The sequence below is a fragment of the Micromonospora sp. NPDC049107 genome, from assembly GCF_040648595.1.
Lineage (GTDB): Bacteria > Actinomycetota > Actinomycetes > Mycobacteriales > Micromonosporaceae > Micromonospora.
Window position 1 is genome coordinate 206881 of sequence record NZ_JBEZEC010000011.1, and the last position, 12463, is coordinate 219343.

At 69.3% G+C, this 12463-nt stretch carries 10 protein-coding genes; 7 read left to right on the plus strand and 3 right to left on the minus strand.

Annotated features, from left to right (window positions below; genetic code table 11):
* Positions 1 to 586: 586 nt before the first annotated feature.
* The 5 genes from AB0B55_RS26295 to AB0B55_RS26315 all read left to right on the plus strand — a co-directional run bounded on the left by AB0B55_RS26295 (position 587) and on the right by AB0B55_RS26315 (position 6315).
* The gene (locus tag AB0B55_RS26295; RefSeq protein WP_357126268.1) at positions 587 to 2227 is read left to right on the plus strand and encodes an ABC transporter substrate-binding protein; all 1641 of its coding nucleotides are present in this window, start codon (positions 587 to 589) and stop codon (positions 2225 to 2227) included.
* 149 nt (positions 2228 to 2376) lie between these two features.
* The gene (locus tag AB0B55_RS26300) at positions 2377 to 3303 is read left to right on the plus strand and encodes an ABC transporter permease (protein WP_357126265.1); all 927 of its coding nucleotides are present in this window, start codon (positions 2377 to 2379) and stop codon (positions 3301 to 3303) included.
* Positions 3296 to 4255 (plus strand): ABC transporter permease, encoded by a 960-nt coding sequence (locus tag AB0B55_RS26305; protein WP_357126262.1) that lies wholly within the window; start codon positions 3296 to 3298, stop codon positions 4253 to 4255. Before AB0B55_RS26300 ends, AB0B55_RS26305 begins: the two co-directional genes overlap by 8 nt.
* A 25-nt stretch (positions 4256 to 4280) precedes the next feature.
* Entirely contained in the window at positions 4281 to 5309 is a 1029-nt protein-coding gene (locus tag AB0B55_RS26310; RefSeq protein ID WP_357126580.1) for an ABC transporter ATP-binding protein, read from the plus strand.
* A complete protein-coding gene (locus AB0B55_RS26315; protein ID WP_355050671.1) occupies positions 5302 to 6315 on the plus strand; it encodes a dipeptide ABC transporter ATP-binding protein in 1014 nt (337 codons plus the stop codon). Before AB0B55_RS26310 ends, AB0B55_RS26315 begins: the two co-directional genes overlap by 8 nt.
* Before the next feature lie 73 nt (positions 6316 to 6388).
* On the opposite strand, the gene AB0B55_RS26320 is transcribed toward AB0B55_RS26315, so the two are convergent.
* A complete protein-coding gene (locus tag AB0B55_RS26320) occupies positions 6389 to 6682 on the minus strand; it encodes a chorismate mutase (RefSeq protein WP_357126577.1) in 294 nt (97 codons plus the stop codon).
* A gap of 388 nt (positions 6683 to 7070) precedes the next feature.
* Between AB0B55_RS26320 and pcrA the strand changes: the two genes are divergently transcribed.
* Positions 7071 to 9476 (plus strand): DNA helicase PcrA, encoded by a 2406-nt coding sequence (pcrA, locus tag AB0B55_RS26325; protein ID WP_357174464.1) that lies wholly within the window; start codon positions 7071 to 7073, stop codon positions 9474 to 9476.
* Between the two features lie 152 nt (positions 9477 to 9628).
* Here the strand turns inward: pcrA and AB0B55_RS26330 are convergent, their stop codons facing one another.
* Positions 9629 to 10396 (minus strand): M23 family metallopeptidase, encoded by a 768-nt coding sequence (locus AB0B55_RS26330; RefSeq protein WP_357174467.1) that lies wholly within the window; start codon positions 10394 to 10396, stop codon positions 9629 to 9631.
* Between the two features lie 261 nt (positions 10397 to 10657).
* Positions 10658 to 11365 (minus strand): M23 family metallopeptidase, encoded by a 708-nt coding sequence (locus AB0B55_RS26335; protein WP_357126252.1) that lies wholly within the window; start codon positions 11363 to 11365, stop codon positions 10658 to 10660.
* A gap of 427 nt (positions 11366 to 11792) precedes the next feature.
* Here AB0B55_RS26335 and AB0B55_RS26340 point away from each other — a divergent pair, with 427 nt between their 5' ends.
* Entirely contained in the window at positions 11793 to 12197 is a 405-nt protein-coding gene (locus AB0B55_RS26340; RefSeq protein WP_357126249.1) for a cobalamin B12-binding domain-containing protein, read from the plus strand.
* Positions 12198 to 12463: the final 266 nt, after the last annotated feature.

A 12463-nucleotide genomic window follows, 5' to 3' on the forward strand; every position in this document is an offset into this window, starting at 1 on the left:
CCGTCGGTGGTGCGCAGAAGTCCGTCCGCGGCGCCCTCGTCCACCCAGTCGGTGCTGGTGCCCGTGTAGCGGACGAGGACATCATCCGGACGGGTAAAGAACACTGAGTGCGCGAGCGGTCACCGATCGACGGCCCCGGGTGCGGGGTGACTCACAAAGGCCGGGATCTGAGCGCCGCACGGGTCTCCTGGCAGGTCGGAGCGTTGCAGCCGGGGAGCTACACACCGACCGTTTTATGATCATTTTTCAAGTATCGGCTACGTGGCGGGCAACTAACGGCTTGATAACGGCACCTTCACGGAAGAGGCCGGTGGGTGTCACAGTGGCAGCACCTCACCCTCGGTGTGTGGCACTCCGTACGGCCCACGACCATGATCTCCGCTGCTTCCCGGCGGGTTCGTGGTCGCGACGCCTGCGTAGCGTCGTGCCCCGTCGGGTGGGGAGCCCGGCGGATCGGAACATCAGGGGTGTCTCCAAACTTCCCTGTGGTCCCGGCGACCTCCGCCCCGAGGTAGCCGGGCGGTGTCACCCCCAAACGTGCGTGAAACCCACGACGGACCAGGTTAGAAAGAGGAGGCCCCTCGGAATGAGAGTCTCGAAGCGGGCGACGAGCGCGATCGCGCTCAGCGCGGCTGCCGCGCTTGTCGCGAGCGGTTGCTCGAGCGGTGACGGCGACGGCGACGCCGCCGCCAGCAAGGACGGCGCCATCGTCATCCACGGCGTCCAGCCGGAGAACCCGCTGGTTCCGTCGAACACCACGGAGACCGGCGGTGGCAAGGTCATCGACTGGCTGTTCACCGGCCTGGTTGAGTACCCGAACGACGGTGGGGCCCCGCGCAACGCGCTGGCCGAGTCCATCGACACCAAGGACTCCAAGGTCTTCACGATCAAGATCAAGAAGGGTACCAAGTTCCACGACGGTACCGAGGTGAAGGCGAAGAACTTCGTCGACGCCTGGAACTGGGCCGCGTACTCGCCGAACGGCGCGCAGAACGGCTCCTTCTTCTCGGACATCGAGGGCTTCGACAAGACCTACACCGAGGACCCGGACGGCGCGGACGGCCCGCAGAAGGCCCCGACCCCGTCGGCCAAGGAGCTCTCCGGCCTGAAGGTCGTCGACGACCAGACCTTCGAGGTCACCCTCGCCGCGCCGACCGCGGTCTTCCCGACCAAGCTCGGCTACAGCGCCTTCATGCCGCTGCCGGACGCGTTCTTCACCATGAAGCCCGAGGACTTCGGTAAGAAGCCGATCGGCAACGGCCCGGTGAAGTTCGTCTCGTGGCAGGACAACGTCGTCATCAAGCTCACGCGCTTCGACGACTACAACCTGCGTGACAAGATGAAGATCAAGGACGTCGACGTCAAGCTCTACCAGGACGAGACGGCCGCGTACGCCGACCTGCTGAGCAACAACCTCGACTTCATGGAGGTTGTCCCCACCTCGGCGCTCGCCGGCGACAAGTGGAAGGCCGACCTCGGCGAGCGGGGCCTGAACACGGTCACCCCGTCGACCGCGTTCATCGCGTTCCCGATCTACGACAAGCGCTTCCAGAACCCGAAGCTGCGTCGCGCGGTCTCGCTGTCGATCAACCGGCAGGAGATCTCGGACAAGATCTTCTTCGGTACCCGCAAGCCGGCCGACAGCTGGGCGAACCCGCTGACCCCGGGCGCCAAGCCGGGCAACTGCACCGCCTGCAAGTTCGACCCGACCACGGCCAAGCAGCTGCTGACCGAGGCCGGCGGCTTCACCGGTGAGATGGTGTTCTACTACAACGCCGACTCCAGCCACAAGGACTGGATGGACGCCGTTGCGCAGCAGGTCAAGACCAACCTCGGCATCGAGGCCCGCGCCGAGGGCGTCCCGACCTTCGCGGTCTTCCGGCAGAACATCAACGCGCACAAGATGAACGGCCCGTACCGTGCCGCCTGGCAGCAGGACTACCCGGACGTGGAGAACTGGGTCAACCCGCTCTACGTCAAGGGTGGCTCCTCCAACGACGGTCTGTACAGCAACCCGCAGGTCGACACCCTGGCCAAGCAGGCCAGCGCCGCGCCGAGCCTGGAGGCCTCGCACGAGGCGTTCGCCAAGGCCGTCGAGGTTGTCGACCAGGACGTCCCGAGCATCCCGATCTACTTCTACGGCCAGCAGTCCGGCCACTCGGAGAAGATCAAGAAGCTCGAGCTGAACAACGTCGGCGAACTCGACATCACCTCGGTCGAGCTCTGATCCGTACGGTCTGACCCCGGGTCGGGCTCGCCACATCCGGTGAGCCCGACCCGGGGCCGTTCCGCGAGTGGGTGCTACAACATGCCACTCGCCACGTTGTCGCCACCGTGTCGGCCGTCCGACGCGCCCCCTGTCTGGAGGACCACCCCATGGGCCGTTATCTGTTGAGACGGCTGCTCCAACTCGTGCCGGTCTTCATCGGCTCGACTTTCCTGATCTACTGGCTCGTCTGGTCGGTCCCGGGCGACCCGTTCGCCGGCAAGTGCGGCGAGCGCCGCTGCCCGGATCAGTACATCGCGTACATGACCGAGAAGTACCACCTGGACCAGAACGTCTTCGTGCAGTACGGCAACTACATGAAGAACCTCCTTCAGGGCGACTTCGGGCAGACGTTCTCGCAGCGCGAAATCGGCGACATCATCGCCACGGCGTACCCCAACACGCTGAAGCTGGCCCTGGTCGCGCTCGCCATCGAGGCCATCGTCGGCCTCGGCGCCGGCATCCTGACCGGTCTGCGCCGCAACGGCTTCCTGGACAACCTGGTCCTGGTCTCGACCCTCTTCCTGCTCGCGCTGCCGGTGTTCGTCGTCGGCTTCGTGCTGCAGTGGCTGCTGGGCGTGCAGTGGGGCCTCGTCAAGCCGACCGTCTCGTCGGAGATGCGGCTGTCCGAACTGATCGTCCCGGGCTTCGTGCTCGGTAGCGCGTCGGTGGCGTACATCGCCCGGGTGGCCCGCACGAGCATCGCGGAGAACCGCCGAGCGGACTACGTGCGCACCGCCATCGCCAAGGGCCTGCCGATGCGCCGGGTCGTGGGTGTGCACCTGCTGCGCAACTCGCTCATTCCGGTGGTCACCCTGCTCGGCACCGACCTTGGCGCGCTGATGGGCGGCGCGATCGTCACCGAGGGCATCTTCGGCATCAACGGAATCGGCCGCGAGGTCTACCGCGCGATCATCACCAAGGAGAGCGCTACGGTGGTCGGCATCGTGGTCGTACTGGTGGTCGTCTATCTGTTGATGAACCTGTTGGTCGACCTGCTCTACGCCGCCCTGGACCCGAGGATCCGTTATGAGTGACCCAAGCACCGCATCGATCGTCAGCACCCCCACCCCGCAGGCGACGGACACCCCGGCCGCCCCGGGGCCCCAGAGCAACGAGAAGCCGCGCGGTCTGCTCGGTGACGCCTGGCGCGACCTGCGCCGCAAGCCGCTGTTCTGGATCTCGGCGACGTTCATCGTCATCTTCCTGTTGATGGCGGCCTTCCCGTCGCTGTTCGCCCCGGGCGACGCGGTCAACGGCTCCCTGTCGCGCAGCCTCAACAAGGCGTCCGGGAACGCCTGGTTCGGGTACGACCTACAGGGCCGGGACGTCTACGCCCGGGTCATCTACGGTGCCCGCGCCTCCGTCGTGGTCGCCGTGCTCTCCGTGGTCGGCACCCTGCTGGTTGGTGGGACCATGGGCATCATCTCCGGCTACCTCGGTGGTTGGGTCGACACGCTGCTCAGCCGGATCGCCGACGTGTTCTTCGGGGTTCCGTTCGTGCTCGGCGCGATCGTCATCCTGACCACGTTCAACGGCTCGGGCACCAGCAACAGCAAGGCCGAGATCATGGGCCTGGTGACCGTCTCGCTGATCGTGCTGAGCTGGCCGGTCGTGATGCGGCTGATGCGCTCCTCGGTGCTCGCCACCCGGGAGGCCGACTACATCGTCGCGGCCCGCGCGCTGGGTGCCGGTAGCGGTCGGATCATCCTCAAGCACCTGCTGCCGAACTGTCTGGCCCCGCTGCTGGTCTACGGCACGATCATGGTCGGCTCGTTCATCGGCGCCGAGGCCACCCTCTCGTTCCTGGGCGTCGGCCTGAAGTCGCCGGTGGTGTCCTGGGGCATCATGATCAGCGAGGGCAAGGATTTCATCCGGGTCGCGCCGGGGCTGGTGTTCTTCCCCGCCGCCTTCCTCGTCGCCGCGGTGCTGAGCTTCGTGATGCTCGGCGAGGCGGTCCGCGAGGCCCTCGATCCGAAACTCCGCTAGGGGAGATCCAGTGTCCGACATTCTCGTGTCCGAGCAGTCCGCGCCGGGATCCGGCGGGTCCGGGCGTCCCTCCGGCCGGCTGCTCGAGGTCGACGACCTGCGGGTGGAGTTCCGTACCCGGGACGGCGTCGCAAAGGTCATCAACGGGGTCACGTACCACGTCGACGCGGGGGAGACCCTCGCCGTGCTCGGCGAGTCCGGCTCCGGCAAGAGCGTCACGGCGCAGACCATCATGGGCATCCTCGACACGCCCCCGGGTTTCGTCACCGGTGGGCAGGTCCGCTTCCACGGCAAGGACATGCTCCGCATGTCCGGCGAGGAGCGCCGCCGCATCCGCGGCGAGGGCATCGCGATGATCTTCCAGGACGCGCTCTCCGCCCTGAACCCGGTCTTCACCGTCGGGTTCCAGATCGCCGAGCAGTTCCGGGTCCGGCGGGGCATGGGTCGCGCCGACGCCAAGAAGCGCGCGATCGAAATGCTCGACCAGGTCAAGATCCCGAACGCTAAGGGCCGGTTCAACAACTATCCGCACCAGTTCTCCGGTGGTATGCGGCAGCGCGCGATGATCGCGATGTCGCTGGCGCTCGACCCCGAGGTGCTGATCGCCGACGAGCCGACCACCGCGCTCGACGTGACCGTGCAGGCCCAGATCATGGACCTGCTCGCGGAGCTTCAGCGTGAGCGGCAGATGGGCATGATCCTGATCACCCACGACCTCGGCGTGGTCGCCGACGTCGCGGACCGGATCGCCGTCATGTACGCGGGCCGCATCGTCGAGGAAGCCGACGTGTACGACCTGTACGCCAAGCCGGCGCACCCGTACACGATGGGTCTGATCGACTCGATCCCGCGTCTCGACGAGAAGGGGCAGCAGCTCCGGACGATCAAGGGCCTCCCGCCGAACCTGATGAACATCCCGCCGGGCTGCCCGTTCAACCCGCGCTGCCCCATGGCTCAGCCGGTGTGCCGGGAGAAGGTCCCCCCGCTGCTTCAGGTGGGCCACGCCCGGGCCAGCGCCTGCCACTTCGCCGAGGAGCTGGTGAACCGTGTCTGAGAACATCCTCGAGGTCCGTGACCTGGTCAAGCACTACCCCGTCACCCAGGGTGTGGTGTTCAAGAAGACCGTCGGTCAGGTCAAGGCCGTCGACGGGGTCTCGTTCGGTCTTCGGGCCGGCGAGACGCTCGGTGTCGTCGGCGAGTCCGGCTGCGGCAAGTCGACCCTCGCCCGGGTTCTGATGAACCTGGAGAAGCCGACCGCAGGCAGCGTGGTCTACAAGGGCCAGGACATCTCCAAGCTCTCCGGTGGGGCGCTGCGCCGGCTGCGTCGGCAGATCCAGCTGGTCATGCAGGACCCGTACACCTCGCTGAACCCGCGGATGACGGTCGGCGACCTGATCGGTGAGCCGTTCGAGATCCACCCGGAGGTGGCGCCCCGGGGCAGCCGCCGGGCCAAGGTCCGCGAGCTGCTCGACCTGGTCGGGCTGAACCCGGAGCACATCAACCGGTACCCGCACCAGTTCTCCGGCGGTCAGCGGCAGCGCATCGGCATCGCCCGGGCGCTCGCGCTGCGGCCCGAGGTGATCGTCTGCGACGAGCCCGTCTCGGCGCTGGACGTCTCCATCCAGGCCCAGGTGATGAACCTGCTGGAGAAGCTGCAGGGTGAGCTGGGCCTGTCGTACATCTTCATTGCCCACGACCTGTCGGTGGTCCGCCACCTGTCGGACCGCGTGGCGGTGATGTACCTCGGCAAGATCGTCGAGATCGGCACCGAGGACGAGATCTACGAGCGGCCGACCCACCCGTACACCCAGGCGCTGCTCTCGGCGGTGCCGGTGCCGGACCCGACCCAGCGGAACAACAAGACGATCATCCGGCTCACGGGTGACGTGCCGTCGCCGATCAGCCCGCCCTCGGGCTGCCGGTTCCGGACCCGCTGCTGGAAGGCGCAGGATGTCTGCGCCGAGCAGGTCCCGCTGCTGGAGATCCGCCGCGACTCGGACCACCCGAGCGCGTGCCACTTCGCGGAGCGGCGCGAGATCGTCGCCACCCACGAGGCGTGATCCACCGGAACCGCCTGCCGACGTCACCACGACGACGGCAGGCGGTTCTGTCTTTCCCGGCCCGCTGAGCGCCTCAGAGCGGGCCGCGGCCCGCTCGCAGCAGCAACAGCGCCAGTTGCGTACCGTCGGCGCCGAGCGCGAGCCGGAAGCGTTCCAGGATGTCCCGTTCCCGGGAGAGCACCAGCCGGGTGCCGCCGGAGGCCATCCGGGTCGCGCCGACCTCCCGCGACAGCGCGGCCCGCTCCTGCCAGAGCGTGATCAAGGCGTGGTCGATCTCGTCGATCCGCTCCCTGATCTGCACGATCCGCGCGGCGGCGGTCGGCTCCACCGTGCCGGTCCGCGCGTCGGCCGGTTCGCCGGACTCCATCGGAGGGCCCGCCTCCGGCACGCTCCCGTCGACCGGGGCCTGTGCCGGGTCCGGCCGTGCCGGGCCGCCGTTCTGCTCCACCACGTCTGTCATCATCGGGTACCTCTCGCGCTCTGGTGCCCCGTGCCCGCAACCCGGGACGAAAAAGCCCCGGACTCCAGGAGCCCGGGGCTTTTCGCAGGTCTGATCGATCAGGCGCGACCTACGGCAGCCGGACTCCCGGTGCCGTAGTAAAAGTAGTAGCGCGCTCCGATCACGCCGTCGAGTATGCCCACGCGGATGGCCGGCGCGCAAGGATTCGACGCGGTTCGTGACGCGGGGCCCGGCTGGCGGACGGGGCCCGCACCGGTCGGGAAGTGTCCGGCTGGCGGCATAGACTTGGCGCGCGATGCATCCTCTCTTCGACATCCCCGCGTCCCCGCCCGCGCCGGAGTCCGCGCCGGCCCGTCCGCACCGGCCCGGGCCGGCCGCCGCCCGCCTCGATCCGGGGCAACTGCTCGACGGGTTGAACGGGCCGCAGCGCGACGCGGTCAGCCACGCCGGCTCCCCGTTGCTGATCGTGGCCGGCGCCGGTTCCGGCAAGACCCGGGTGCTCACCCACCGGATCGCCTACCTGCTCGCCGCACGGGACGTCCACCCCGGCGAGATCATCGCCATCACGTTCACCAACAAGGCGGCGGGCGAGATGAAGGAGCGCGTCGCCGCGCTGGTCGGTCCCCGGGCCCGGCTGATGTGGGTGTCGACGTTCCACTCCGCGTGCGTCCGCATCCTGCGCGCCGAGCACGAGCACGCCGGCCTCAAATCGACGTTCTCGATCTACGACGCGGATGACTCCCGCCGCCTGATGCAGTTGGTCACCCGGGAGTTGGATCTCGACCCGAAGCGCTACCCGGCGCGTGGGCTGGCCGCCCAGGTCTCCAACCTCAAGAACGAGCTGGTCGACCCGGAGCAGTTCGCCGCGCGGGCCAGCGGGCCCAACGAGCGGGCGCTCGCCGAGGCGTACACGCTCTACCAGCGCCGGCTGCGCGAGGCGCACGCGCTGGACTTCGACGACCTGATCATGACGACGGTGCACCTGCTCCAGTCCCACCCGCACGTGGCCGAGAGCTATCGGCGGCGGTTCCGGCACGTGCTCGTCGACGAATACCAGGACACCAACCACGCCCAGTACGTCCTGATCAAGGAGCTGGTCTCCGGCACCGACGGGCTGGACCCGGCCGAGCTGTGCGTGGTCGGTGACGCCGACCAGTCGATCTACGCGTTCCGGGGCGCGACGATCCGCAACATCCTGGAGTTCGAACGGGACTTCAGCGACGCGCGGACGATCCTGCTGGAACAGAACTACCGCTCCACGCAGACCATCCTCAACGCGGCCAACGCGGTGATCGACCGCAACACGTCCCGCAAGCCGAAGCGGCTGTGGAGCGAGGCCGGCGACGGCGAGCGGATCGTCGGGTACGTGGCGGACACCGAGCACTCCGAGGCCGACTGGGTGGGCCGGGAGATCGACCGACTCGTCGACGCCGACGAGACCCGCCCCGGTGACGTCGCCGTCTTCTACCGCACCAACGCCCAGTCCCGCGTCTTCGAGGAGGTGTTCATCCGCGCCGGCCTGCCGTACAAGGTGGTCGGCGGGGTGCGCTTCTACGAGCGCAAGGAGGTCCGCGACGCGCTGGCGTACCTGCGCTCGGTGGTCAACGACGACGACACCGTGAGCCTGCGGCGGGTGCTGAACACCCCACGCCGGGGCATCGGCGACCGTGCGGAGGCGTGCGTCGAGGCGCTGTCCAGCCGGGACCGGATCTCCTTCGGCGCGGCGCTGCGCCGGGCCCGTGAGGCGCCCGGCATCTCCACCCGGGCGGCCAACGGCATCGCCGACTTCGTGGCGCTGCTCGACGGCGCACGGGAGCTGGCCGAGACCGGCACCCCGGAGGAGGTGCTGGAGGCCCTGCTGACCCGCTCGGGCTACCTCACCGAGCTGGAGGAGAGCCTCGACCCGCAGGACGCCGGTCGGGTGGACAACCTCCAGGAGTTGGTCAGCGTCGCCCGGGAGTACACCGAGCGGATCGAGGCCCTGGGCGAGGACGGGGAGCGGGCCACCCTGGCCGGGTTCCTGGAGCAGGTCGCGCTGGTGGCCGACGCCGACCAGATCCCCTCCGACGACCCCGACCACCAGGGCGTCGTCACCCTGATGACGTTGCACACCGCCAAGGGCCTCGAGTTTCCGGTGGTCTTCCTGACCGGCCTGGAGGACGGCGTCTTCCCGCACCTGCGCTCGCTGGGCGACACCCGCGAGTTGGAGGAGGAGCGCCGACTGGCGTACGTGGGGATCACCCGTGCCCGACAGCGGCTCTACCTGTCCCGTGCGGTCACCCGTTCGGCGTGGGGGCAGCCGTCCTACAACCCCCCGTCACGCTTCCTGGAGGAGCTGCCGCCGGAGCTGGTGCGCTGGGAGCGCACCGAGGGGTCGTACACCTCGTGGGCTGGCGGGGGCGGCGGCGTCGGTGGCCGCGCGGACCGCGCGCCCGGCGGGCGCGGCACCTTCACCGGGGGTACGCCCAAGGCGGCTCAGCTCGCCCAGCGGCTCGGCGTGGACGGCAGTCGCCTGACCACGGCCAGCGAGCTGCCGCAGGGGCCGAAGGTGGCGGCCGGCGACCGGGTCAACCACCAGCGCTACGGCCTGGGCCGGGTGCTGGCCGTCGAGGGCCACGGCCCGGGTGCCCGCGCGCAGATCGACTTCGGCGACCAGACCATGTGGCTGGTCCTGCGCCACGCCCCGGTCGACAAGCTCTAACCCGCCCCCCCGCCCCCCGCCCCGCCCGCCGCCCCCTCCCGCGCCGATCTTGCACTTTCGGTTGCCGGCATGAGAGCTTCTGCCCTTTATGTCGCCACCGAAAGTGCAAGATCGCGGCAAAGAGTGGGCGGGGACGGGGCGCAGGTACGGGGTCAGCAGCCCAGGTCCACGCCTCGGGCGCGCATGAACGGGGCCGGGTCGATCTGGTTCCACATGCCCTGGTGCACCTCGAAGTGCAGGTGTGGGCCGGTGGCGTCGCCGGTGGCGCCCTCGTAACCGATCACCTGGCCGGCTTTGACCTTCTGGCCGACGGTGACCGCGATGCGGCTCTGGTGGGCGTAGTGGGTCAGGTAGCCGTTGCCGTGGTCGATGAAGACGGAGTTCCCGTACCCGTCGGCGGCGTCGCCGGCCTGGGTGACAGTGCCGGCCGCCGCGGCGCGGATGGGGGTGCCCGAGGGCAGCGCCAGGTCGATCCCGGCGTGCAGGGTGCCCCAGCGCTCGCCGTAGCAGGAGGTGACCGCGGCCCCGGGCATCGGGTCGACCCAGGCGGCCGTCGGCTTGGTGGTCTTCTTCGGCTTCGGCTTCGGCTTGGCGGTGGCCGTCTTCGTGGGCGACGGGCTGGCGGCGACGGCCGAGGGGCTCGCGGTCGGGCTGGCCGACGGGGAGGCGGGCGGGCTCGACTCGCGGGCCGAACGGTCGGCCCGGCTGGCGGCCTCGGCCCGGGACCGCGCGTCGAGCGAGACGGCGGTGGGCGCGGGCCGGTCGGGTCCGGTGGTGGCGACGGCGACCCCGCCCAGGCCGAGGGCGACCAGGCTGGCCGCGCCGAGCACGATGAGGCGGTTCCGCCGGCGGGCACGCCGAGGCTGCTCACCGGTGGTGTCGGGGGTGTTCTCGTTCTGGACGGGGCTGTCTTCCTGCACGGCGGACCTTCACAGTCGAGGGGCACTTGACCTCGAAATACTGGTGCCGGGCCGAGTCGGGCGATGGCCGGGACCGGACGCCCGGCCCGCCGGCCGCAGCCGGGACGGCCCGTTATGCAGCATCCTGAAGCGTTCCGTCCGGATAAGTGATCATGCGGCCCGTGTGCTGGGCCACAGTCGACGCTGTGACCCAGGGAACATCAGCGCACGCAGAACCGCCCGGATCGACAGATCCGGGCGGTCAACGGTCAGTACGCAGCGTCAGGACGCGGCTACATCGCTGTAGATTGCCTCGACTTGCAGCTTGATGTCCACTCCGCGCTCCTGCAGGTACGGAACGGGGTCGATCGGTGCGCCCTTGACATGGAGTTCAAGGTGCAGGTGGGTGCCGTAGGCGTGACCGGTCTGGCCCACCAGGCCGAGCTGGTCGCCCGCCTTGACCTGCTGGCCCTCCTTGACGCTGAGCGCGGAGGAGTGGCCGTAGATGGCCTCGCTGCCGTCGGCGTGCTGCACGATCACGGCGTAGCCGTAGCCGCCGAACCAGCCGGCCTTGGTGACCAGCCCGTCGTGGACGGCCACGTAGGGCGTGCCCTCGGGGACGACCAGGTCGACACCGGTGTGCAGCTTGCCCCACCGCATCCCGTACGGCGAGTTGAAGTCGTAGCCCTGCAGCGGCAGCATCCAGACCTCGGGCTCGGCCGCTTCCTTGCCGCGGCTGTCCCGGGAGGCGCGCTCGGCGTTGTCCGCGCGGGCTGCGGCGTCCTGGCTGGTGACCGACGCCTGCTTGAGCTCGTCGAGCACCGACGGGCTGACGTCCTTGGCGTCCGGCAGGGCCGACGCGCCCAGCGCGACGATGCCCGCGCCGACGAACGCGGTGGTGACGACCGCCGCGTAACGGCTACGCGGGGGGGTGGGTACGCGGCGGCGGCCGCGATATCGATCGGGCTCAGACGACAGGCGCTGGCGCACGCACACCCTCCGTTGTCGGGGTTCCGAGGCGACCGGTGGACGTCCGTGAAGCTCGGATGAACGTCTGCCGACCGCGTCGTCACCCGTCCATGGACCTGATGACAACCGTGGACACGTTAGCCAACCACCAGGCGAGTCACAAGCCAGACCGCTGAATTGGCGTGTCGACTTGTCCGTTTGCGTCCGTGATTGTCATGCATCGTGCCGTCGAACGGTGCCCCCGTAACCACCCGTTCGTCGCCGAGCGTGACCGATCCGGCGGAGTCGTCCGGCTTGACGCCACGGCCGGGCGAGGGCGCTTGCCGCCGGGCGCGTCCGTGGTCGCCGGGATGACGGACGTGTTTCCAGCCCGGATTTCCCGGCCCCGGCCGGGCGGGTTACCGTTCGTTCAGGTGAAGGCCGTGGAGCCGGTGAAAGGTGTGCGCTGATGAGCTCTCGAATTCGGGTCGTCGTCGCGAAGCCAGGTCTGGACGGCCACGACCGCGGCGCGAAGGTCGTCGCCCGCGCCCTGCGGGACGCCGGGATGGAGGTCGTCTACACCGGCCTGCACCAGACGCCCGAGCAGATCGTGGAGACGGCCATCCAGGAGGACGCCGACGCGGTCGGACTCTCCGTGCTCTCCGGCGCGCACATGACGCTGTTCCGTCGGGTGCTGGAGTTGCTCACCGAGCGCGACGCGCGGGACATCGTCGTCTTCGGTGGCGGCATCATCCCGAACGACGACATCCCGGAGTTGGAGAAGCTGGGCGTCGCGAAGATCTTCACGCCGGGCGCCACCACCCAGGCGATCGTCGAGTGGGTCCGCGAGAACGTGGCGCAGCCGGTCTCCTGAGCGGCGGCGCGGTATCCGGGCACGGGGGAGGGGCCGGACGCACCCCTCACACGTCCGGCCCCTCTATGCACGATGCCCCGCCGCCACCCCTCGACCGACAGGGCATCGGCCGTCTCCCGTCATCGCGCTGTGCAGCGCTCCGACACCTGACTCAACGACGACCCCACGGCCGGGTTACGCACCCCTGCCAACATCGCCCGGACGGCTGACACCGACCCTGGCCTGGTCGGAACGGGTCGTGTCCCGACCGCCTCTGTGCATTACGG